The organism is Streptococcus sp. W151, assembly GCF_053010205.1.
The window spans coordinates 562,906-586,748 of the sequence record NZ_JBRKNT010000001.1 but is presented as its reverse complement, the minus strand read 5'-3'; the positions used below and the strand labels follow the sequence as shown (position 1 = coordinate 586,748).

21 protein-coding genes, 1 tRNA gene, 1 pseudogene and 1 CRISPR repeat array are annotated in these 23,843 nt (G+C 41.3%); of the genes and pseudogenes, 20 read left to right on the top strand and 3 right to left on the bottom strand.

The window, feature by feature from the left end; translation table 11 throughout:
* Nucleotides 1-128: 128 nt before the first annotated feature.
* Entirely contained in the window at nt 129-713 is a 585-nt protein-coding gene (locus ACVC7Q_RS02765; RefSeq protein ID WP_187539044.1) for a lantibiotic ABC transporter permease, read from the bottom strand.
* 96 nt (nt 714-809) lie between these two features.
* Nucleotides 810-1,754 (bottom strand): DHH family phosphoesterase, encoded by a 945-nt coding sequence (locus ACVC7Q_RS02760; RefSeq protein ID WP_447264747.1) that lies wholly within the window; start codon nt 1,752-1,754, stop codon nt 810-812.
* Between the two features lie 135 nt (nt 1,755-1,889).
* Between ACVC7Q_RS02760 and ACVC7Q_RS02755 the strand changes: the two are divergent.
* The 14 genes and pseudogenes from ACVC7Q_RS02755 to ACVC7Q_RS02690 all read left to right on the top strand — a co-directional run.
* A pseudogene (locus ACVC7Q_RS02755) lies at nt 1,890-2,654 on the top strand (DUF3114 domain-containing protein); the annotation flags it as partial.
* A complete protein-coding gene (locus ACVC7Q_RS02750; RefSeq protein WP_447264746.1) occupies nt 2,575-3,222 on the top strand; it encodes a hypothetical protein in 648 nt (215 codons plus the stop codon). The pseudogene ACVC7Q_RS02755 and the gene ACVC7Q_RS02750, both read left to right, overlap by 80 nt.
* A 95-nt stretch (nt 3,223-3,317) precedes the next feature.
* Nucleotides 3,318-3,995 (top strand): hypothetical protein, encoded by a 678-nt coding sequence (locus ACVC7Q_RS02745; protein WP_447264745.1) that lies wholly within the window; start codon nt 3,318-3,320, stop codon nt 3,993-3,995.
* A gap of 116 nt (nt 3,996-4,111) precedes the next feature.
* Nucleotides 4,112-4,555, top strand: a complete 444-nt coding sequence (locus tag ACVC7Q_RS02740) for a flavodoxin (RefSeq protein ID WP_003007049.1) — start codon at nt 4,112-4,114, stop codon at nt 4,553-4,555.
* A 63-nt stretch (nt 4,556-4,618) separates the two neighbouring features.
* Nucleotides 4,619-4,891 (top strand): chorismate mutase, encoded by a 273-nt coding sequence (locus ACVC7Q_RS02735; RefSeq protein ID WP_447264744.1) that lies wholly within the window; start codon nt 4,619-4,621, stop codon nt 4,889-4,891.
* Between the two features lie 46 nt (nt 4,892-4,937).
* A complete protein-coding gene (locus ACVC7Q_RS02730) occupies nt 4,938-6,101 on the top strand; it encodes a chloride channel protein (protein WP_447265033.1) in 1,164 nt (387 codons plus the stop codon).
* 123 nt (nt 6,102-6,224) lie between these two features.
* On the top strand, nt 6,225-6,572 hold the full coding sequence (gene rplS, locus ACVC7Q_RS02725) for a 50S ribosomal protein L19 (protein WP_021153086.1): 348 nt from the start codon (nt 6,225-6,227) through the stop codon (nt 6,570-6,572).
* Between the two features lie 43 nt (nt 6,573-6,615).
* Nucleotides 6,616-6,687: transfer RNA gene (locus ACVC7Q_RS02720), tRNA-Arg, on the top strand.
* Nucleotides 6,688-6,991: 304 nt separating this feature from the next.
* The gene (cas9, locus tag ACVC7Q_RS02715) at nt 6,992-11,092 is read left to right on the top strand and encodes a type II CRISPR RNA-guided endonuclease Cas9 (RefSeq protein ID WP_447264743.1); all 4,101 of its coding nucleotides are present in this window, start codon (nt 6,992-6,994) and stop codon (nt 11,090-11,092) included.
* Nucleotides 11,092-11,958: a type II CRISPR-associated endonuclease Cas1 gene (cas1, locus tag ACVC7Q_RS02710; protein WP_447264742.1), complete on the top strand. Its 867-nt coding sequence runs from the start codon at nt 11,092-11,094 to the stop codon at nt 11,956-11,958. Before cas9 ends, cas1 begins: the two co-directional genes overlap by 1 nt.
* Complete coding sequence (gene cas2 / locus ACVC7Q_RS02705; protein ID WP_447264741.1) at nt 11,955-12,299, top strand: CRISPR-associated endonuclease Cas2; 345 nt, start codon at nt 11,955-11,957, stop codon at nt 12,297-12,299. Before cas1 ends, cas2 begins: the two co-directional genes overlap by 4 nt.
* Nucleotides 12,289-12,951, top strand: a complete 663-nt coding sequence (gene csn2, locus ACVC7Q_RS02700) for a type II-A CRISPR-associated protein Csn2 (protein WP_447264740.1) — start codon at nt 12,289-12,291, stop codon at nt 12,949-12,951. The genes cas2 and csn2 overlap by 11 nt, the downstream gene beginning before the upstream one ends.
* A gap of 90 nt (nt 12,952-13,041) precedes the next feature.
* Nucleotides 13,042-14,531: direct repeats of the CRISPR family, unit length 36 nt; unit sequence GTTTTAGAGCCGTGTTGTTTCGAATGGTCCCAAAAC.
* 176 nt (nt 14,532-14,707) lie between these two features.
* Nucleotides 14,708-15,676, top strand: coding sequence for a DUF6287 domain-containing protein (locus ACVC7Q_RS02695; RefSeq protein WP_447264739.1), 969 nt, complete (start codon nt 14,708-14,710; stop codon nt 15,674-15,676).
* Between the two features lie 115 nt (nt 15,677-15,791).
* The gene (locus ACVC7Q_RS02690; RefSeq protein WP_447264738.1) at nt 15,792-16,604 is read left to right on the top strand and encodes a PrsW family glutamic-type intramembrane protease; all 813 of its coding nucleotides are present in this window, start codon (nt 15,792-15,794) and stop codon (nt 16,602-16,604) included.
* A gap of 289 nt (nt 16,605-16,893) precedes the next feature.
* Here ACVC7Q_RS02690 and mnmE read toward each other — a convergent pair whose 3' ends face one another.
* Nucleotides 16,894-18,267, bottom strand: a complete 1,374-nt coding sequence (gene mnmE, locus ACVC7Q_RS02685) for a tRNA uridine-5-carboxymethylaminomethyl(34) synthesis GTPase MnmE (RefSeq protein WP_447264737.1) — start codon at nt 18,265-18,267, stop codon at nt 16,894-16,896.
* A gap of 162 nt (nt 18,268-18,429) precedes the next feature.
* On the opposite strand from mnmE, the gene rpiA reads away from it, so the two are divergent.
* The 6 genes from rpiA (at nt 18,430) to ACVC7Q_RS02655 (ending at nt 23,720) form a co-directional block, all read left to right on the top strand.
* Complete coding sequence (gene rpiA, locus ACVC7Q_RS02680; protein WP_118228234.1) at nt 18,430-19,101, top strand: ribose-5-phosphate isomerase RpiA; 672 nt, start codon at nt 18,430-18,432, stop codon at nt 19,099-19,101.
* 93 nt (nt 19,102-19,194) lie between these two features.
* The gene (locus tag ACVC7Q_RS02675; protein ID WP_447264736.1) at nt 19,195-20,406 is read left to right on the top strand and encodes a phosphopentomutase; all 1,212 of its coding nucleotides are present in this window, start codon (nt 19,195-19,197) and stop codon (nt 20,404-20,406) included.
* Nucleotide 20,407: 1 nt separating this feature from the next.
* Complete coding sequence (locus ACVC7Q_RS02670; protein ID WP_447264735.1) at nt 20,408-20,950, top strand: DUF1697 domain-containing protein; 543 nt, start codon at nt 20,408-20,410, stop codon at nt 20,948-20,950.
* Nucleotides 20,951-20,963: 13 nt separating this feature from the next.
* Nucleotides 20,964-21,773 (top strand): purine-nucleoside phosphorylase, encoded by an 810-nt coding sequence (locus ACVC7Q_RS02665; protein ID WP_447264734.1) that lies wholly within the window; start codon nt 20,964-20,966, stop codon nt 21,771-21,773.
* A 4-nt stretch (nt 21,774-21,777) separates the two neighbouring features.
* Nucleotides 21,778-23,010: a chloride channel protein gene (locus ACVC7Q_RS02660; RefSeq protein WP_447264733.1), complete on the top strand. Its 1,233-nt coding sequence runs from the start codon at nt 21,778-21,780 to the stop codon at nt 23,008-23,010.
* Entirely contained in the window at nt 23,007-23,720 is a 714-nt protein-coding gene (locus ACVC7Q_RS02655) for a glutamine amidotransferase-related protein (protein ID WP_447264732.1), read from the top strand. Before ACVC7Q_RS02660 ends, ACVC7Q_RS02655 begins: the two co-directional genes overlap by 4 nt.
* Nucleotides 23,721-23,843 lie beyond the last annotated feature (123 nt).

The following is a 23,843-nucleotide window of genomic DNA, read 5'->3' as shown; positions in this document are numbered from 1 at the left end:
CCGAGCCATAGATTGTTACTTAGCTAGTGTACCAAATTTCCAGGATCTTGACAAGTATTTTCACTAATTTTATTTAAATTAATGATCAAAAAAATCACCCTGGCTTAGCCAAGGTGATTCTGATATTATTATTGTTCAGATTGATTTGGATCTTTTGGTGCTTCAACCGGTTGATCAGCTTGTCCCTCAGTGTGTTCGTGAGTTTCTTTTTTGATTTCATCTACAGCAGTTTTTACAGTAGAAGAAGTGACGCGTCCTACTGATTGGGCAAATCCTTTACCAGATTCAGCAAGTTCTTCGAAGGTTCCTTTAGTGATTTTACCACCTGACATCGCCAAGAGACCAGTCACAACAATAGCGATTGATGCGATCAAAGCAAGGATCAACCCAAAGCCAATTGAAACGCCATAACCATTGAAGTCAACAGCGTACTTGTTCACACCGAAGACATCGATCAATGTTACGATAGTTGAGAGAGCTCCTGCTACGATAACACCAATTGCAAAACCTTTTGGTAGTGAAGATTTTACATCGTTCAAGCAAGCAAGGACAATCGCAACGACTGCGAAGATAATAACAAACCATCCATCTCCGCGAAGGCCATTCCAGCTGTATGAACCAAAATTTCCAGCATTCAGGCTTGCCCATGGCAAGAAAGAGCTAAGAATCGCTACCGCAGCAGAGATAATGATAAACAAACGATTTTTTTCCATAATAAGTCTCCTTAATAATTTTATTAGCTTTATTTTACCATAAGGTTCTTGAATTGAAAACCCCACTAAAATAATAAAAAGGCTGAGAAATCGTTCTCAGCCTTCGTTTGTGCGAGCCACTTCTTGTAGCTCTTGGTAAATTTGGTCATTCTCTTCAAGAGAGTAAGAGTTGGCCCCACTAGCTAGTGGATGGCCACCACCATTATGACGTTTGGCGATTTCGTTAATTACTTTTCGTTTGCTCCGCATCCGGACACGGAAGTGACCGTCTGCCTGCTCGACAAAAATAGCCCAAACAGACACGGTATCGATGCGTCCAGGAGCCCCAACAATCGCAGCAGTCTCGGAATCACGTAGATCGAATTTTTTCAAGAGCTCTTGTGTCAAGGTAACACGCGCAGCGCCATATTCATCGATCTCTAGATGGTCATAGACGTAGCCTTGAAGCTTAGCCGTCTTGAGATTGATCGTATCCATCTGACGAGCAAGGGCTGTAAAATCAAAAGGAATGCTCCGAAGAGTTGCAGCGATCTCAAAAGTCCGAGTCGAAGTAGCAGGATAAAGGAAACGACCTGTATCGCCGACAATCCCCGCATAGAGGAGACGCGCAACACTAACCGGGAGTTCGAGATCCAATTCCTTAGCAAAAAGTGCAATCAGCTCACTGGTAGAGCTTGAGTCTGTATCAACCCAGAGCAGATCGCCATATGCATCGTCATTTGGATGGTGGTCGATCTTGATCAGGAAATCACCCGTTGAATAGCGCTTGTCATCGATGCGGGGAGTATTGGCCGTATCACAGACAATCACCAAAGCTCCTTCATAATCCTCATCCTTGACCTCATCCATTTCAGCAAGCCAAGTCAAGGTCGGCTCATCATAGCCAGTTGCCAATACCCGCTTTTGAGGGAAGTGCGCACGCAGGAGATCCCGCAAGCCCACTTGGCTACCAATCGCATCCGGATCCGGATTCTGGTGACGGTGGATAATAATTGTGTCATAAGCTTGAATCTTTTCAAGAATGTCATTCATTACGTTCATACATTACCTCATTTTCTCTGTCAATTTTAACATAAGAAAGGCCCATCCAGCAAGCGTTTATCACTATGTAGAGGCAGTGGAAGCGGTTTTACATTGGATAGATATTTTGTTAGAATGAAATCATTAGACCATTGTTTCTTCCGCTATTATTTGGATCGCCAAGCAATTTACTATATTCGCAGTCATTACGAAGGCGCAAATGATTACGAGAAACTTTTAGCATATGGCAAAGAAAATAATATTGAATTTGATTACACGACTGGTGCGAACTTTCATAACCGCTTTGATCCAAAAGATGGCTTCAAACGTCCCTATAATATGAAAGTTCAAGTACCCAAGGGCTATTCATCTAAAGGCAAAGATTTAAACAATGCCCGGATGGTGGAGTTTATTGTGAATATGGATACCGGCGAGTTTGATAGCCAATGGGATGCCTATGACAAGCACAAACTAGCAGATGGTCGCTATGATTCCGATCCGGGCAAATATTCTAATGAAGAATTAAGGAAAATAGCTAACAAGGAGTCCTTTAACTATGGCCCTTCAAAAGGTAATAATTCTGATGTTACTAAGTTTTACGAAGGTAAACATGGAATGCTCGATGTGGATGGCACTCCTGAGCCAGCTACTCGAACTGAAGCAAAAAAACTATTTCGCTATGAAGGTGATTTGGGTAAAACAGATGAAAAAACTGGTCATGTAGGTCAATTCGCGGATATCGTAAAAGGAGGAGGACATGAAGATTATGAAGCATGGCAACGTAATACAAAAGGAATGTCAGAAAAAGAAAAAATGGAAGAGTATAATAAATATAAAAGTTATGCTAGTGGCATTAAGCCTAGCGATCGTGGGTATAATAAGTATACTCGTAGCCCTGAGTACATCAAAGAGCATAAGTGATACTCATTCAATATTAATAAATAAACGTTATATTGAGACTCAAAGTATTTCAGATAATGATAAAAAATTATCAATTAGTGCGGGTTTTGATTTAAAAGAAAAAGAATTTTTTTATTACCACGGAGCTGCAATAAAAAATAGTAAATTGTATGGTGGCAGTCAGGAATATAGGGCTGCGGAGTATTATAAAAGAGCTTTGGATATTGAGCTCACTTCAGCACTTTTAAATCAGCAAATTAGTGTTAAAGATATAAAAGATTCCAACTATCAAATCACTCGTTCAGCTGATTCATTCATCAATAAAAAATTATTAGAAGAAAAACATCCGCCAGAATTTGAAGGTAGATATTCTATTAAGGATAGTCAATTTTCCAAGGTTCGTATCACCTACAACAAAGAGTTTCTACCTACTAAAATTGAGTGGTACTATAAGGGTGAAGAAGGGCTAAAATGGTACACTTGGCGCACGTATTCATATCCATTTAAGAATAAGACTGAATTTAATAAGAAGCTTGATGAAGAAATCGAAACTATTAAAGAAATTCAAGAAGAAAATGAGGGTGATTGACCTGTTATTGAAATAAAGCTGAGCTTATTTAGGGCCCAGCTTTATTGTTAGGAAGACACTTCCTTTTAGGTATATATTTTGTTAGAATGAGAGAGATGAAACACATTAAAAGATTAACAAGCAAATGGGAATTATTGTTTCATTTGCCAAAAATAATGATGGCAATTCTTGCCCTGTTTTTTATAAGTAGTTGCAGTAACAATCGATCAGCATTGAATGTTTTAAAGAAAAAGCAATTTGTTATGATCAAAATGGGAGATCCTACCGAAGAGCATTTTGAGGTTGGGTTGGATCTTGATAAAAAGGAATATTACTATAATGATGAAACGGCAGTGAAAGACGATACAGTTTATGGCGGTTATAAAGCAGACTGGGATCGTAAACAGTATTACAAATCTGCGATAAATGAAGAACTCTCATCGGTATTATTGAGCAACAAAATTACTACTGATGAAATAAAGAAATCCAACTATCAAATTACTAGCTCTCCGAAAAGATTTTTGGATGACAAATTGATGAAAGAGGAATATTCCCCGGAATTTGAAGGTAGATATTCTATTAAGGATAGTCAATTTTCCAAAGTTCGTATCACCTATAACAAAGAATTCTTACCAACCAAAATCGAGTGGTACTATAAGGGTAGAGAAGGACTCAAATGGTACACTTGGCGCACATATTCGTATCCATTCAAAAATAAAGCCGAATTTGATAAGAAATTGGATGAAGAAATCAAAACTATTAAAGAAATTCAAGAAGAAAACGAGGGTGATTAGGTTCCATCGGTCCAATTTCTTTGAATGAGCCATGACTTTCATCTTCTGGAGAAAGGTTTCGTGCAAAATGCTTGAAAAAGTGGTATAATACGGAAAATAGATTTTGGGAGGAAATTATGACTGTAGCGAAAATTGTTTTTGCTAGTATGACTGGAAATACTGAAGAAATTGCCGATATCGTAGCGGATAAATTCCGTGATCTTGGTGTCGAAGTAGATGTGGATGAGTGTACAACTGTGGATGCGGAGGACTTCCTTGATGCAGATATCGCAGTGGTAGCGACTTATACTTACGGTGATGGAGAGCTTCCAGATGAGATCCAAGATTTCTACGAAGATTTGGCTGGCCTTGATCTCAAAGGCAAACTTTACGGTGTTGTAGGATCAGGGGATACCTTCTACGATGAATTCTGTAAAGCAGTTGATGATTTCGACCGTTGCTTCGCTGCGACTGGTGCTGAAAAAGGTTCTGAGTGTGTCAAAGTTGATTTGTCTGCAGAAGACGAAGACATTGAAAAATTAGAAGCCTTTGCAGAAGAACTCGTAGCCAAAGCAAATTAATGACAAAGAGGCTGGATCGATGGATTACAGCCTCGATTTATATCCAAAATAAAGAGGAGACACATGGATTTAGATCAGATTCGTAAGGACATTGACCAAATCGATCAAGAGCTTGTAGCCTTGCTGGAAAAACGGATGGTTTGTGTCGGTCAGATTATAGAATATAAGGAGCAGCAGGGCCTACCTGTGCTCGACCAAGGAAGGGAAAGAGAGGTGCTTGAGAAAGTCGGATCTCTTGTGACAGATGATCAGTATCGCACGACTATTCAAGGCCAGTTTCAAGATATGATGAAGCGCTCGAGAGACTTCCAAGAGGAGGTCAGGGCGCGTGACTAGTCTATCTATCAAGCAAAAAGCACAGCAGTACCTGGTCCTCACAGGGATGGCCCTCTTCATCGGTCTCTTGGTCGGTGCTATTGACATGATTTTTGGTCAAGGATTGCTCCTGATCGGAGATTTCCGAAGCCAGCATTGGCCCTTGATTCTTTTTCTGGCCATAGCAGGGCTTTTCATCGTTTATCTTTATAAACGTTTTGGTGGGAAGGCTTCAAAAGGGATGGGCCTTGTTTTTGATGTCGGGCATGCGCGTGAGGAGAAAATCCCCTTGGTCTTAGTGCCTTTGATCATGCTGACGACCTGGATGAGCCACCTCTTCGGTGGTTCGGTCGGTCGGGAAGGTGTAGCAGTCCAAATCGGAGCGACCCTTTCGCATCGTTTTGCCCGTTATTTCAAGTTTCCAGATGCTTCACGTATCTTTCTCATGACCGGGATGGCAGCAGGTTTTGCGGGGCTCTTTCAGACGCCACTGGCAGCAACCTTCTTTGCCCTGGAAGTCTTGACAGTTGGAGAGTTGCAGTTGATTGCTCTCTATCCAGCGCTCATCGCCTCGATCGTGGCGAGCTTTACCTCTCATGCTCTTGGCTTGGAGAAGTTTGCTGTGCCACTCAAGGAAACGCTGAGCTGGACACCAGAGACCTTGATCAAAGTTGCCCTTCTTGGCTTGGCGTTCGGACTCGCTGGGAAGCTCTTTGCAGTTAGCCTTTCCTGGTTGAAAAAAACAGTCGCGAAAGTACTACCTAATCCTTATATCCGAATCTCGGTCATTGGGGTTGGACTCAGCTTGGTCCTCTTGACCCTCCAGCTGACCAAGGTTGGCTCTTATAGCGGCCTCGGAACCAATCTGATTGATATGGCATTTCATCAAGGAAGTGCGCAGAGTTATGACTGGATCCTCAAGCTCCTCTTTACCGTGGTGACCATCTCTGCTGGATACCAAGGAGGAGAAGTGACACCGCTCTTTGCGATCGGAGCTACACTTGGCGTCTTTCTCGCTCCTCTGCTGGGCTTACCCGTCTTGGTCGTGGCCGCTATCGGTTATGCCAGTGTCTTTGGTAGTGCGACCACGACCTTGCTCGCACCGATCTTGATCGGAGGGGAGGTCTTCGGCTATGGCAATCTTCCTTTCTTTGTGATCGCCTGCGCCATCGCCTATTGCCTACCAAAAGAGTGGAGTATTTATTCCGGCCAAAAAGTTGCAAAAAAGTAGAGAAAAGAGCTTTACAAACCTGAAAATATCTGATATGATAGTTTCTGTGCGTAATGGAAGCACAAAAATACAGTTTATCCGCTGAGGGAAGTCCCTCAAGATTGACGAAGATAGGAGAATAAAATGAATCCATTAATCCAAAGTTTGACAGAAGGTCAACTTCGTACTGATATCCCTGCATTCCGTCCTGGTGACACTGTTCGTGTACACGCGAAAGTTGTCGAAGGATCTCGTGAACGTATCCAGATCTTTGAAGGCGTTGTTATCGCTCGTAAAGGTCAAGGACATACAGAAATGTACACTGTTCGTAAAATCTCTAACGGTGTCGGTGTTGAACGTACATTCCCAGTACACACTCCACGTGTAGACAAGATTGAAGTTGTACGTTACGGTAAAGTACGTCGTGCGAAATTGTACTACCTTCGTGCATTGCAAGGTAAAGCAGCTCGTATTAAAGAAATCCGTCGTTAAGACGAACAAGGAGGCGGGAGTGATCTCGCTTCTTTTTTTATAAGTCCCCTTAGTTCAATGGATATAACAACTCCCTCCTAAGGAGTAGTTGCTGGTTCGATTCCGGCAGGGGACATGAAGAAAAAGGGAACTCGTGAATGCGAGTTCCTTTTTGTGTGTAAATGTAAAGTCAAGAAAAGAAGGAATATCTCCATGTAATGAATTGATTTTTGAGGAAGTAAGGAGTAAAATGTAGTTAATATAATGACTGATTAGGGATAGGAAAAAAAAGCACAAAAAAAGCACCGAATCGGTGCACTCTTTTTTCAAGTTGGATACGGACAAAGCCTTATTTTAACTTGCTGTGTTGTTTCGAATAATCCCAACACCATTATTCTACAACTTTATCATCGCAAATGCAAGACATAAAGGAGAAAATTATGAAAAAACCATATTCAATTGGCTTAGATATCGGTACAAATAGCGTAGGCTGGGCAATTATCACAGATGATTATAAGGTTCCTGCTAAAAAAATGAAGGTGCTTGGAAATACTAATAAGACGACTATTAAGAAAAATTTAATCGGAGCACTCCTTTTTGATGCAGGAAATACTGCTGCAGATCGTCGGTTAAAAAGAACTGCCAGACGTCGATATACAAGACGTCGGAATAGAATTTTGTATTTGCAGGAAATATTTGCTACAGAAATGAATAAAGTGGATGAGAGTTTTTTCCATCGCTTAGATGATTCATTCCTAGTTCCTGAAGATAAGAGAGGAAGTAAGTATCCAATTTTTGGAACTTTAGAGGAAGAGAAAGAGTATCATAAACAGTTTCCAACCATTTATCATTTGAGAAAGAGTCTTGCAGATTCGAAAGAGAAAGCTGATTTGCGTTTAATCTATTTAGCTTTGGCACATATCATTAAATATCGTGGACATTTCTTGTATGAAGACACATTCGATATTAAAAATAATGATATTCAAAAAATCTTTAACGAATTTGCAAGTGTTTATGATAACACTTTTGAAGAAAGTTCACTTTGCAAAGAAAATGCACAGGTAGAAGGAATTTTTACCGATAAGATTAGTAAATCTGCTAAAAGAGATCGTGTCCTAAAACTATTTCCTGATGAAAAATCAACGGGATTATTTTCTGAGTTTTTAAAATTAATTGTTGGGAATCAAGCTGATTTTAAGAAATATTTCGACTTAGAAGAAAAGGCTCCATTACAATTTTCTAAGGATACTTATGATGAGGATTTGGAAAGTTTGTTGGGGCAAATTGGCGATGATTACGCTGATCTTTTTGTAGTGGCTAAAAAACTCTATGATGCCATACTATTAGCAGGGATATTATCTGTTAAAGATCCTGCAACTAAGGCACCTCTATCTGCCTCTATGATAGAACGTTATGATAATCATCAAAATGATCTTTCAGCATTAAAACAATTCATAAGAAGAAATCTTCCAGAAAAATATACTGAAGTTTTTTCTGATGATTCTAAGGATGGATATGCAGGTTATATTGATGGTAAAACTACTCAAGAAGGATTTTACAAATATATCAAAAATCTCATCTCTAAGTTTGAAGGAGCAAACTATTTCCTTGAAAAAATTGAACGTGAAGATTTTTTGAGAAAACAGCGTACTTTCGATAATGGTTCAATTCCTCATCAAATTCATCTTCAAGAAATGAATGCCATCATCCGGCATCAAGGAGAATATTATCCATTTTTAAAAGAGAACAAAGAAAAAATTGAACGGATCTTAACATTCCGTATTCCTTATTATGTTGGGCCACTAGCTCGCGGCAATCGTGATTTTGCTTGGCTGACTCGAAATTCTGACGAAGCAATCAGACCATGGAATTTTGAAGAAATGGTTGATAAAGCTAGCTCTGCAGAAGATTTCATCAATAAAATGACCAACTATGACTTGTATTTGCCGGAGGAAAAAGTTCTACCTAAACACAGTCTTTTATACGAAAAATTTGCAGTTTATAATGAGCTAACAAAAGTAAAATATATTGCTGAAGGTTTAAGAGACTATCAATTTCTTGATAGTGGGCAAAAAAAGAAAATTGTCAATCAAATATTCAAAGATAAAAGGAAGGTAACCGAAAAGGACATCCTCCATTATCTACATAATATTGATGGGTATGATGGAATCGAGCTAAAAGGAATTGAAAAACAATTTAATGCCAGCCTGTCAACTTATCACGACCTGATTAAGATTATAAAGAATAAAGAGTTTATGGATGATTCTAAGAATGAAGCAATTCTTGAAAATATCGTTCATACTCTCACAATATTTGAAGATCGTGAGATGATTAAGCAACGTCTTACTCAGTACAGTTCTATGTTTGATGAGAAAGTAATCAAGGCACTAACTCGTCGACACTATACTGGTTGGGGAAAACTCTCTGCTAAGTTGATTAACGGCATTCGTGATAAACAAACTGGGAAAACAATTCTTGATTATCTGATTGATGATGGCTACAGCAATCGTAACTTTATGCAGTTAATTAATGACGATGGACTTTCTTTTAAAGAAGCTATCCGAAAAGCACAAGTGGTTGGTAAGACAGATGATTTGAATCAAGTTGTCCAAGAACTTCCAGGAAGTCCTGCCATTAAAAAGGGAATTTTACAAAGTATCAAAATTGTTGATGAACTTGTCAAGGTTATGGGTCATGCTCCTGATTCTGTTATAATTGAAATGGCACGTGAAAATCAGACTACTAATAAAGGAAGAAGTAAGTCGCAACAACGCCTAAAGACACTCTCAGATGCTATTTCTGAGCTTGGAAGTAACATTTTAAAAGAACATCCAACAGATAATATTCAACTTCAAAATGATCGTCTCTTCCTTTACTATCTCCAAAATGGGAAAGATATGTATACTGGAGAAGCTCTTGATATTAACCAATTGAGCAACTATGATATTGATCACATCATCCCACAGGCTTTTATTAAGGATGATTCGCTCGATAACCGTGTCTTGACTAGTTCAAAAGATAATCGTGGTAAATCTGACAATGTTCCAAGTTTGGAGATTGTTCAAAAAAGGAAATCTTTTTGGCATCAATTGTTAGATTCCAAATTGATTTCTGAACGTAAATTTAACAATTTAACCAAAGCTGAACGTGGAGGGCTAGATGAGCGCGATAAAGTTGGCTTTATCAAACGTCAGTTGGTTGAAACACGGCAAATTACAAAACATGTTGCACAGATTTTAGATGCTCGTTTCAATGCAGAAGTGAATGAAAAAAACCAAAAAATTCGTACCGTTAAAATCATCACTCTGAAATCCAATCTTGTTTCCAACTTCCGTAAAGAATTTGGATTATATAAAGTACGGGAAATCAATGACTACCACCATGCACATGATGCGTACTTAAATGCAGTGGTAGCTAAGGCTATCCTTAAGAAATATCCTAAACTAGAGCCTGAATTCGTCTATGGTGACTATCAAAAACATGATCTTAAGAGATACATCTCAAGAAGTAAAGATCCTAAAGAAATTGAAAAAGCAACTGAAAAGTATTTCTTCTACTCAAACTTGTTGAATTTCTTTAAAGAAGAAGTGCATTACGCAGACGGAACAGTCGTAAAAAGAGAGAATATCGAATATTCCAAGGATACTGGAGAAATCGCTTGGAATAAAGAAAAAGATTTCGCAATAATTAGAAAAGTACTTTCTATCCCTCAGGTGAATATTGTGAAGAAAACAGAAGAACAAACGGGTGGCTTCTCGAAAGAGTCCATTCTTCCTAAAGGAAATTCTGACAAGCTAATCCCTCGAAAAACAAAGGATATGCTTTGGGACACTACTAAATACGGAGGATTTGATAGCCCTGTTATCGCTTATTCGATCTTGCTTATTGCCGATATCGAAAAAGGAAAAGCGAAAAAACTTAAGACTGTCAAGACTCTAGTTGGTATAACGATTATGGAAAAAGCCACTTTTGAGAAGAATCCAGTAACTTTCCTTGAAAATAAAGGTTATCATAATGTTCGTAAAGAAAACATTCTTTTCCTACCTAAGTATAGTTTATTTGAACTGGAAAATGGTCGCAGACGGATGCTAGCAAGTGCTAAAGAACTTCAAAAAGGTAATGAAATGGTGCTACCATCGTATTTAATATCCTTACTTTACCATGCTAAAAGAATACATAAAAAAGACGAACCAGAGCATTTGGAATATATCCAGCAACATCGTACTGAATTTAATGATTTATTGAATTTTGTATCTGAGTTTTCACAAAAGTATGTACTTGCAGAGTCAAATCTAGAGAAAATTAAAAAATTATATAGTGATTCTGAACAAAGTAACATGGAAGAACAAGCAAATTCATTTATCAATTTGTTGACCTTCACTGCATTTGGCGCCCCTGCCGTCTTTAAATTTCTTGGAATTGATATTGAAAGAAAACGCTACTCATCTGTTACAGAAATTTTTAATGCTACCCTTATCCATCAATCTATTACAGGACTTTATGAAACTCGTATTGACTTGAGCAAATTAGGAGAAGAGTAATGGGCTGGCGTACAGTAGTAGTAAACACTCATTCTAAACTAACCTATAAAAACAATCATTTAATTTTTAAAGATGCATCTCGGACAGAACTAATTCATCTGTCCGAGATTGATATCTTGCTTCTTGAAACAACTGATATAGTCTTGTCGACCATGCTTGTAAAACGGCTTATTGATGAGAATGTGTTAGTGATCTTTTGTGATGATAAAAGACTTCCAACCGCCTATTTAATGCCTTATTATGGACGCCATGATTCAAGTTTACAATTATCTAAACAGATCTCTTGGAATGAAGAAAGTAAAGGTTTTGTTTGGACAAGTATCATTTCTCAAAAGATATTGAATCAAGCTATGTATTTAGGTAGTTGTAGTTTTTTTGAAAAATCACAATCTATTATGAAGTTATACGACGGGTTAGAAATTTTTGATCCAAATAATCGAGAAGGACATGCTGCACGAATCTATTTTAATACCTTATTTGGAAATAATTTTAGTCGTGAGCAAGATAATGATATCAATTCTGCATTAGACTATGGGTATACTTTATTATTAAGTATGTTTGCGCGTGAGATTGCGTTATCAGGCTGTATGACGCAACTAGGATTGAAGCATGCAAATCAGTTTAATCAATTTAACCTCGCAAGTGATATTATGGAGCCATTTCGACCTATTATTGATCGTATTGTATATGAAAATAGAGGTTCAGAATTTATAAAGATAAAAAGAGAATTGTTCTCGATATTTTCAGATACTTTTCAATACAATGATAAAGAAATGTACTTAACGAATATTGTCAGTGATTATACAAAGAAAGTCATTCAGTCATTAAATAATCCTCAGAAAGGAGTTCCTGAGTTTAGGATATGAGTTATCGATATATGCGAATGATTTTAATGTTTGATATGCCCGTTGAAACAGCAGAGGAGAGGAAAGCTTATCGCAAATTCAGGCAATTTCTAATTGATGAAGGATTCATCATGCATCAGTTTTCCATTTATAGCAAGTTGTTGCTAAATAATTCAGCAAATAACGCAATGATTGAACGATTAAAAAACCATAACCCTAAAAAAGGGAGTATTACATTGCTGACAGTTACGGAAAAACAGTTTTCCCGTATGATATATTTATGCGGTGAAAGAGATACAAGTGTAGCGAATTCAGATGCACGTTTAGTTATTTTAGGAGAGGAATTTTCAGATGAAGATTAATTTCCCTTTATTAGATGAAGCAATAACAATAGCAAATACTACCTTTTTAGTCCTTGAAGATCAGCAAGTATTTTCAGACCTTGTGAAGCAATTTTATCAATACAATGGTGATAGTAGTTTAAGGATTTTTGACTCTCGCCTTACAGCATTGAAAGATTCAGAACTTCTGGTGATAACAGATATTTTAGGTTATAATTTAAATTCAAATTCCATGCTAAAATTGATTCATACAGATTTAGAAAATCAATTGAATGAAAAACCTGAAGTGAAGTCAATGATAGATAAATTAGTTGTGACGATTACAGAATTATTAGCTTATGAGTGTTTAGAGAATGAATTGGATCTAGAATATGATGAAATCACTATCCTAGAATTGATCGAAGCATTAGGTGTTAAAATAGAGACAGTGAGTGATACTGTATTTGAAAAATGCATGGAAATTGTGCAAGTTTTTAAATATCTATCTAAAAAGAGACTACTTGTTTTTATAAATGTTTCTGCTTACTTATCAGAGAAAGAAATTGAAAGTTTAATAGAATATATTAGCTTAAATCAATTATCTGTCTTATTTATAGAACCAAGGCAAGTTTATAATTTTCCACAATTTATACTAGATAAAGATTATTTCTTAAATGCTGAAAATATGCTATAATAGCAGAAATGAAGGGATTCAGACGGACTGAAGTCTTGCTAGGACGAATGGCGCGATTACGAAATTTCGAAAGAAAAATTATTCTACGAGGTTTTAGAGCCGTGTTGTTTCGAATGGTCCCAAAACTTTATTACAGGTATCACTTCTCATATTCGTGTTTTAGAGCCGTGTTGTTTCGAATGGTCCCAAAACTGAATTGAAAATAATGCTTGTAGTCTTCCTGTTTTAGAGCCGTGTTGTTTCGAATGGTCCCAAAACTGGTGAGGACATCGAAGTTCACATCAATTCGTTTTAGAGCCGTGTTGTTTCGAATGGTCCCAAAACCTCTCGACAGCGTGAGCGTAAGCGACCGAGCGTTTTAGAGCCGTGTTGTTTCGAATGGTCCCAAAACCTCAATTTCAGTTATTTAAACGCTATAGACGTTTTAGAGCCGTGTTGTTTCGAATGGTCCCAAAACCTTAATATTATCCATCAATTAAGAACACGGAGTTTTAGAGCCGTGTTGTTTCGAATGGTCCCAAAACATTCCATATATCTTGTATAGATTTGATTTCGTTTTAGAGCCGTGTTGTTTCGAATGGTCCCAAAACTGCATCCAACAATATCCCCACGCTGTACACGTTTTAGAGCCGTGTTGTTTCGAATGGTCCCAAAACAAACCACGAAAGAAGCTGACAAACGTCTTGGTTTTAGAGCCGTGTTGTTTCGAATGGTCCCAAAACACAACCACCACAAATACCTCGACGGGAGGCGTTTTAGAGCCGTGTTGTTTCGAATGGTCCCAAAACCCTAGACTATGAAATGAAATGCTACTACAGGTTTTAGAGCCGTGTTGTTTCGAATGGTCCCAAAACCAGCGTTTATCAACCAAGGCTACGAAGTCGGTTTTAGAGCCGTGTTGTTTCGAATGGTCCCAAAACAGATGGCTCAACAGATCCAAAACATTAAGTGTTTTAGAGCCGTGTTGTTTCGAATGGTCCCAAAACGCACTCGACCTCGACAAGATAGCTCTCGACGTTTTAGAGCCGTGTTGTTTCGAATGGTCCCAAAACAAAACTTGGTTTGAGTTATACAGACGCTGCGTTTTAGAGCCGTGTTGTTTCGAATGGTCCCAAAACATATAGAAATGTTTTGAATAAATCCCCTCAGTTTTAGAGCCGTGTTGTTTCGAATGGTCCCAAAACAGTAAGCTAAACGACCTATACTTGGACGATGTTTTAGAGCCGTGTTGTTTCGAATGGTCCCAAAACTTATTTTAATGTGTCCACCGACTACCTCTTGTTTTAGAGCCGTGTTGTTTCGAATGGTCCCAAAACGAATCTGGAATGGCATCAGCTCCACTGCATGTTTTAGAGCCGTGTTGTTTCGAATGGTCCCAAAACATACGAAAAGTTTGACACAGGAAGCCTTGAGTTTTAGAGCCGTGTTGTTTCGAATGGTCCCAAAACTCCTCCATTTCTTCGCTCCTCCAATTGTGCGTTTTAAAGCCGTGCTGTTTCGAATGGTCCCAAAACTTTATCAAGAATCAAGGAGGAGATGTTACTGTTTTATATCTGTGTTGTTTCGAATGATCCCAAAACAAGAAAAACAAAAAATGATGGTCTAGGAGCTCGATACATTGAGCTTCTTTTTCTTTAGAAATTCAAATAATAATTTTACAGACTTTTATGTCATTAATTTATTTTTCCCCTCCACTTTTTCTTTGACTCTCCTTTCTTATTCTTCTAAAATAGTAGGTGTGTGAAGGGAGATTGATATGAAAAAAGGTTTTGTGATTGTGCTTTCTGCTTTGGTCTTGGCTTCGTGTGGTCGTCCTCAGAGGACGGTGATGCCTAAGAGTTCGGAGACCAAGCAGACTAGCACTGAAGAAAAGAAACAGTCTGGCATGGACTTGAAAGCCATCAAGGCTAAGGACTACTCGAGTATCAAAGGAACTTGGATCGATGGTCGTGGCAATGAGCTGGTCTTCGATGATAAGGGCTTGGTCAGCGAGGATGTTGAGCTTGATGGATCGAGCTTTAAGCAGAGGGACCAGATCGCTGAGATGACGGTCAGTGCCAAGTCAGGTGTTGGAGGATATGGTCTCTTGCTCCTTCCAAAAGGTCAGAAAGCTGGTAAAGACGATGCTTCAGATAAGTCTAAGGATCGGATCTGGGCTGGTCAGTCACCGGCATATGGCGATGATGACAATTTCTACTATCGCAAGAAAGAGCAACCGAAAGATCGGGAACAAGCAGATACAGCCGATAGCAGTAGTACGACAAAGACAAGCAAGGCCAAGAAATGGGCTAGCAGTCAAGTGTCCGATACCAAGTCTTCGAAAAAATCAGATAAGGATAGCTTCCCAGGCTATTCGTCTGAGCAGATCGAAGCTGCGCGGGTCTGGGCTTATGTGATTCAATCTGTTCCTAAGGAATTGAATATCAACGAAAGTGCTGCTGGTAGCTATATTTACACAGATGGGATGGGAGTGACCTATCCGAAGACGGTCCATCATTTATATGGCTCTTATTCGGCTGAGGGAAATGTGACCTATGCGTCTAACGGTGATGGAACAGTGACCATTTATCCTGTACCGAGCCACTGGCAACAGTCTGCGGATGAGTTGAACAGCCAAGAATACATGACGCAATTTACCCAAGGAATCTTGGATCATGCGGAGACGGTGACTTTGCCAGATGGGGATCCAGATATGATTCGTCAGATTCTTGCCGTACTGAAGTAAGATCTGAATTTGAGGGTTCAGTTTATTGTTTTTTTAAGCTGATCCTGTTACAATGATACTACACGAAAAAGACTGGTCTCCCAGCCTTTTTCATTTCACCATAGAAAGGTCTTTTATGAAACGCAAATCGATTTTGTTTCTCTATTTACTCTTGCTAGCGATTGGGCTGGCCTATGAGACCCAATCACTGACGGAAGGCTGGATGTCTGGTAGCCAGTACGGGATTGTGGGTCTTTCTACCCTGATCCTCCTGGTCTATGCGATTCCTGCTGTCTGGGCCCTCTTTCATTTTGCCAAGAAGTGGAAGTTGTCTTGGGTACCGGTTCTCTTTTCTCTGCTAGGAGGGGGCTTTGTGGCTGGCTGGTTGTCTAGCTTTGCCAATACCTATTTTCATGAGATGATCCAAGCCATCGCTCCAAATAGCGAATTTTGGAACCAGTACGAGAGTGCCATTGCTGCTCCACTATTTGAGGAACCTTTTAAGTTGATTCCAATCTTCTTTGTCCTCTATTTGTTTAGTGTCCGTCGTATCAAGTCCATCTTCCTTTTAGCCATTGCGTCTGGTCTTGGCTTCCAGATCGTGGAGGACTTTGCCTATATTCGTCAGGATCTGCCGGAAGGTTTCTCTTACACGGTGTCAGGGATTCTCGGTCGTGTAGCCAATGCGCCCATGTCTCACTGGGTCTACACAGGACTTGTCATGCTGGGGCTCTTCTTGATTGTCCAAGCTAGCAGAGGACGCAAGGATCTAGCTCTAGCAGGCTGGGGCTATTTAGTAGCTGGGTTTGGACTCCATTTTGTTGGAAATTCACCTTTCTCACAAATTGTGACCGAGTTGCCGATTGCGATTCCAGTCTTGAATGCTACTGGTCTCTTCCTGATCTACCTAGCTTATCAAACTGTCGAGCGATTAGAACAAGGAAAATAAACCAAAAATGCGTATGTTTGCACACATACGCATTTTTGTTATTTTGGACACATTGTTTTTCTACTTTTGTATAAACCGAGTGATACGATAGCTGTAAACGTAACTCTATTTTGGAAGATATATTTGAGACTTTCCGCCGTGAGAAAAGCGCTTGAAACATTGTTCTTTCAAGCACTCGGGAGTTTTGAAACGTTAGATTCAAAACTAAGTCATGGAACTTCTTCGAAGTTCGCTGACGTCCGTACTCACCTAAGGAAAGTCTCTAAGAGTATATGATCTTAAAATAGATTTATTTACCAAGACAGAACTGGCTGAAGAGCTGGGTAATGAGCTCATCTGGCGCAGCATCCCCAGTGATTTCTCCGAGGATTTCCCAGGTGCGGGTGAGGTCGACTTGAAGCAGGTCAACCGGCATACCGAGAGCCAAGCCTTCGTTGACAGCTTGCAGGGCTTCAACAGCTTTCTCGATCAGAGAGATGTGACGGGCATTTGAGAGATAAGTCGCATCTTGCTCGACCAGACCTGCATTTTCAAAGAAGAGGGCGTTGATGCGGTCTTCGATTTGGTCAATGTTTTGATTTTTAAGGACAGAGATCTTGATATGATCTTCCGGCAGTTGGTCGATTTCGATCTTCTCTGGGAGATCGACCTTGTTGAGGAGGATGATGCGGTTGTTATCTTGAGAAATTTCAAGTAACTGGCGATCTTGATCGGTCAAGGGCTCACTAGCATTGAGGACCAGGAGGACCAGATCAGCTTCCTTGAGGGCTTTTTTCGAACGTTCAACACCGATCTGCTCAACGATGTCTTCAGTCTCACGAATCCCAGCCGTATCGACCAACTTGAGGGGAACGCCGTTAATGTTGACGTATTCCTCGATGACGTCCCGGGTTGTCCCTTCGATATCGGTCACAATGGCTTTTTCTTCGCGCAGAAGGTTGTTCAGAAGGCTAGACTTGCCGACGTTTGGTCGACCGATGATAGCAGTAGAGATCCCTTCACGCAGGATCTTTCCACGGCGAGCTGTCTTGAGGAGATTGGTCAAGAGGGCTTCAAACTCAGTGGTCTTTTCACGAATGATCTCAGTGGTAGCTTCCTCGACATCGTCGTACTCAGGATAGTCGATGTTGACTTCGACTTGAGCCAGAGTATTGAGGATCTCTTGACGGGTATTGTTAATCAGATCAGATAGGGATCCGTCCAACTGTTTGACGGCAATATTCATAGCCTTGTCGGTCTTGGCACGGATAATATCCATGACGGCCTCCGCCTGGGTCAAATCGACCCGACCGTTGAGGAAGGCCCGCTTGGTAAATTCACCAGGCTCAGCTAGACGAGCTCCCTCACGGATGACCAACTGCAGGATTTCATTGGTCACTGCAATCCCGCCGTGGGTATTGATCTCGATGATGTCTTCTCGGGTGAAGGTCTTAGGCGAGCGCATGGCTCCAACCATGACTTCGTCGAGAATCTCGTCCTTATCTGGATCCACAATGTGGCCGTAGTTGAGGGTATGGCTAGCCACGCTGGTCAAGTCTTTTCCTTTGAAGATCTTTTGCGCAATCGCAAAGCTGTCTGTCCCGCTCAAGCGGACAATCCCGATAGCCCCCTCACCGAGAGGAGTCGAGATGGCAGCGATGGTATCAAATTCTTTAGTAATCATGTCATTTCTCTTTTCCTGTAGATTCATCTCTATTCTATCGTAAAGTCCGCAGACGGGCAAGGTTTTGCTTTTAGAACTAAAAGCTGGAAAGGTTTTCAATTAATTAGTGAAATCTCTTACAGAATATGCTATACTGTAAGAGAATATAAAAGGAGGTCTATGATGGTAAACCTAAAAGAACAGGTAGGAATTAAAGCGGCTGAGTTTGTCAAAGACGGCATGATTGTCGGTCTCGGTACAGGGTCAACTGCTTATTATTTTGTGGCTGAATTGGGTCGTCGCATCAAAGAAGAAGGCTTGAAAATCACAGCTGTCACGACGTCAAGTGTGACCTATGATCAGGCTGAAAGTTTAGGCATCCCGCTCAAGGCCATCGACGATGTCGAAGTGGTCGATGTGACAGTAGATGGCGCAGATGAAGTGGATCCTCAATTAAACGGGATCAAAGGTGGCGGCGGGGCTCTCCTCATGGAGAAGATCGTCGCAACCAATTCAAAAGACTGCATTTGGATTGTGGATGAATCCAAACAAGTCGCAACCCTTGGGGCTTTCAAACTTCCAGTGGAAGTAGTGCAATACGGGGCTGAAAATCTCTTCCGTCACTTTGAGCAAAAAGGCTACCATCCTGCCTTCCGTCTTGCGGAAGATCAACGCTTTGTCACTGACCAAGGCAACTTTATCATCGACTTGGATCTCAAGGTGATCAAGGATACGGAAGCTTTGGCTAATGAACTAGATCACACCGTAGGCGTTGTAGAGCACGGTTTGTTCTTGAATATGATTTCAAAAGTGATTGTAGGGACACCAGATGGTCCTGTCATCATCGAAAAATAGGTTTCTCTAAAGAGGAGCCGGATCAAACAACGGCTCTCTTCTTATAGGGATATGGTATAATATAGCTAGTTTAATAAAGGAAAGAGGCAGTATATGTCAAAATTTAAACGCATGCACTTAGTTGTGCTGGATTCAGTTGGGATCGGTGCTGCACCAGATGCCAATAACTTTGTCAATGCAGGAGTTCCAGATGGAGCATCTGACACACTTGGACACATCTCTAAATCCGTCGGTTTGAATGTGCCAAACATGGCGAAAATCGGTCTTGGAAATATTCCGCGTGAACAAGCCTTGAAGACTGTTCCAGCTGAGAGCAATCCAACTGGTTACGCTACGAAGTTAGAAGAAGTCTCTCTTGGTAAAGATACCATGACAGGTCACTGGGAAATCATGGGTCTTAATATTACAGAACCGTTTGATACTTTCTGGAATGGATTCCCTGAAGAAATCTTGACAAAAATCGAAGAATTCTCAGGTCGTAAGGTCATCCGTGAAGCCAACAAACCTTATTCTGGTACAGCAGTTATCGATGACTTCGGACCACGCCAAATGGAAACAGGCGAGTTGATTATCTATACATCAGCAGACCCTGTGCTTCAAATCGCAGCTCACGAAGACATCATTCCTTTGGATGAGTTGTACCGTATCTGCGAATATGCTCGTTCCATCACTTTGGAACGTCCGGCTCTTCTTGGTCGGATCATTGCTCGTCCTTATGTTGGAGAACCAGGAAACTTCACACGTACGGCCAACCGTCGTGACTTGGCTGTATCACCATTTGCGCCAACTGTTTTGGACAAGTTGAACGAAGCTGGTATCGATACCTATGCAGTTGGTAAGATCAACGATATCTTCAACGGTGCTGGTATCAACCACGATATGGGCCACAACAAATCAAATAGCCACGGTATGGATACTTTGATTAAGACCATGGGACTTCCTGAGTTCCAAGAAGGCTTCTCATTTACCAACTTGGTAGACTTTGATGCTCTATACGGACACCGTCGCAATGCGCACGGCTACCGCGATTGCTTGCATGAGTTCGATGAGCGTTTGCCAGAAATCATCGCAGCCATGCGTGAAGACGATCTCTTGATGATTACGGCTGACCATGGTAACGACCCAACCTACGCTGGTACTGACCATACGCGTGAATACATCCCATTCTTGGCTTATAGCCCATCTTTTAAAGGCAATGGCGTGATTCCGGTTGGCCACTTTGCGGATATCTCAGCTACTGTGGCGGAAAACTTTGGTGTTGAGAAAGCCATGATCGGAGAAAGCTTCTTAGATAAATTGGTCTAAGATGATGCGCTTTGCTCTCCTCGTAAGAGGAATCAATGTTGGCGGCAAAAACAAAGTGGTCATGGCTCAACTTCGTCAAGAATTGATGGAGCTGGGATTGGAACAAGTGGAAACCTACATCAACAGTGGCAATATCTTCTTTACAACAGGTCTTTCTCGATCTCAGTTAGTAGAGTGCCTGTCGACCTTCTTTGAGAATCACTATCCCTTTATTGAACGCTTTTCTCTCCTGAGTCGAGAAGAATATGAAGCAGAATGTGCAAACCTCCCGCAATGGTGGACAGAAGAGATGGCTCGTAAGGATGTGCTCTTTTACACCGAGGGCTTGGATAGGGAATTCCTAGAAGAGAAATTGCTTGCTTTGAAGCTAGGCGATGAAGTGCTTCACCTTGGAAAAACAGCGGTTTTCTGGGGCAAATTCTCAGAAGCAAGCTACGCTAAAACTGCCTACCACAAACATCTGATGAAGATGCCTTTCTATCGTCAGATCACTATTCGAAACGTTAACACCTTTGACAAAATTGGTAGATTACTTAAGAAATAAAAGGAGATACACAATGACATTGTTAGCAAAAATCAATGAAACAGCAGCATTTTTGAAGGGCAAAGGAATCGAAGCACCTGAGTTCGGTTTGATCCTTGGATCAGGTCTTGGAGAATTGGCTGAAGAAATTGAAAATGCAGTCGTAGTAGACTACTCTGACATTCCAAACTGGGGTCAATCCACAGTAGTCGGACACGCTGGTAAATTGGTTTATGGTGATCTTGCTGGACGTAAAGTCTTGGCTCTTCAAGGTCGTTTCCACTTCTACGAAGGAAACCCATTGGAAGTGGTGACTTTCCCAGTTCGTGTCATGAAAGTTTTGGGTTGTGAAGGAGTGCTTGTCACCAACGCTGCTGGAGGTATCGGCTTCGGTCCTGGTACTTTGATGGCTATTACTGACCACATCAACATGACTGGTCAAAACCCATTGATCGGTGAAAACTTGGATGACTTTGGTCCACGTTTCCCTGATATGTCGAAAGCTTACACTCCAGCTTACCGCGAAATCGCCCACAAAGTGGCTGACAAGCTTGGCATCAAATTGGATGATGGAGTTTATATTGGTGTGACAGGTCCTACTTATGAAACTCCAGCTGAAATCCGTGCGTATAAGACTCTTGGTGCCGATGCTGTCGGTATGTCAACTGTTCCTGAAGTCATTATTGCGGCTCACTCTGGCCTGAAGGTTCTTGGTATTTCATGTATTACCAACTTTGCGGCTGGTTTCCAAGAAGAGCTTAACCACGAAGAAGTAGTGGAAGTGACGGAGCGCGTCAAAGACGACTTCAAAGGCTTGCTTAAAGCAATTCTGGCTGAATTGTAAGACCATGAAAACACGACTCCAAAGCCTGCCTTACGGACTGAGGTTGCTTCTAGCCACTCTATCATTGGGAATAGGGACGGGTCTGGTCGGAATTGCCTGTCATTATCTACTAGAAGGTGTGCAAGAACTGGCCTTTGGTCAAGATAAGGGGGACTTGCTTCAGCAATTTAATCACGCTGGAGGTTTCCGTAGATTCCTTGTCCTAGGTGTGACAGGGGTCTTGGCAGCAGGTTTCTGGTATATTCTGCAGAGACGCCATAAGATCCTGTCTATTCGCAAGCAAATTGACCTGGTTGGAGATAGAGATCCTGCGCCCCTAGCCCATCTCCTTCATGCGACTATGCAGGTTGCGATTGTCGGAGCCGGCGCTTCGGTCGGAAAAGAAGGAGCCCCACGTGAGGTTGGGGCTCTTCTGGCTGGTCGTTTGGGCAAATCCTTGTCCTTGACGATCAAAGAGCGAAGAGTATTGATTGCTTGCGGAGCTGGTGCTGGCTTAGCTGCGGTCTATCAGGTTCCCTTTGCCAGTAGCTTGTTTGTCTTTGAGACCTTAGGGTTGGCCTATCACTGGAAAAATGTCTTGCTAGTCTTGTCTAGTACGTATGTGGCGACTTGGGTGGCCCAGCCAATCGTTGGACATGCTGCTATGTATCGCATGGCGCTAGTTCATTGGTCAGCAAGTAGTTTCTTCCAGGCTGTCTTAGTGGCTCTATTGGTTACTCCGTTGGCTCTTGCCTTTCGGTATCTAGCCAAACGGGCTAGTCGTAAACGGCGGAAGGATGGAACAATTCTTTGGGCTCTGCCCTTAGCATTTATGGTGCTAGCTGGCATTGTGACCTTTTACCCAATTTTTATGGGGAATGGCCAGGTTCTAGCTCAAGCTGTCCTATCAGGTCAGCCATTTTCGAATCTAGTCTTGATCTTGGCCGTGAAGGGTCTCCTGGTCTATCTCCTCTTGCGTAATGGGGCCTATGGGGGAACCTTGACGCCTTCATTTGCCTTAGGAATTGGATCTGGTTATTTGGTGACCATGATTCTTTCTGCAGTTGGCGTTCATCTAGATCCTGCTCTAGGAATGTTGCTTGGAGCGACCGTCTTTTTAGGGACGACCTTACAAGCTCCCATGACTGCCATTGCTTTAAGTCTTGGTTTTACAGGACAGAGCTGGTCCTTGATTCTACCGCTGGCACTATCTGCTGGTGTGTCCTATATGATTCAAAATAGATGGGAGAATAAATGATGAGAGTGCATTTTGTCTTGCACGAAACTTTTGAAGTACCTGGTGCCTATCTCAAGTGGGCGCAGGAGCGTGGTCATCAGGTGACAATGACCAAGGTCTACGAGCGAGAAACTCTGCCCGAGACAGTGGATGAGATCGATTTTTTGATTGTCATGGGGGGACCACAATCGCCAGATGAGGATCGCGCAACCTTCCCATACTATGATCCGCAAGCTGAGATTGAACTAATTCAAAAAGCCATGAAAGCGGATTGCTACATCGTTGGTGTCTGTCTTGGTGCGCAGCTCCTGTCTGTTGCTTATGGCGCAGAGTATGAACATAGTCCAGAACGAGAGATTGGTGTTCATCCGGTGGATCTAACACCTGAAGGATTAGCCGATCCGCATGTCGGCTTATTTGGTCCAAGCTTTGATTCAGGACACTGGCATGGCGATATGCCGGGCTTGACAGAGGATGCAGTTGTCCTCGCGATCAGTCAAGGTTGTCCACGGCAGATTGTACGCTTCAGTCCTAAGCACTATGCCTTCCAAGCCCACTTGGAATTTGATCCAGAGGCAGTTGATCTCTTAATTGCTGCAGATGGTGAAGCTGTTTTGGAAGCCCAAAGTCAAAAATTGCCATTTGTCGAGAAGCCTGAAGCCATTCGAGCTTACGATTATCATGAAATGAATGCCAAATTGTACGCATTTTTGGATTCATTAACAAAATAAAAAATGAAAGGAAGGCTAGTTCGGGTTTGAAATTGAACCCGGGCAAGCCATGACTTTCAAAACAATATTAAATTGACCCCGCCCTAAAAGCTGTGTGAAAAAGATCGATTGTCTTGCAAGTCC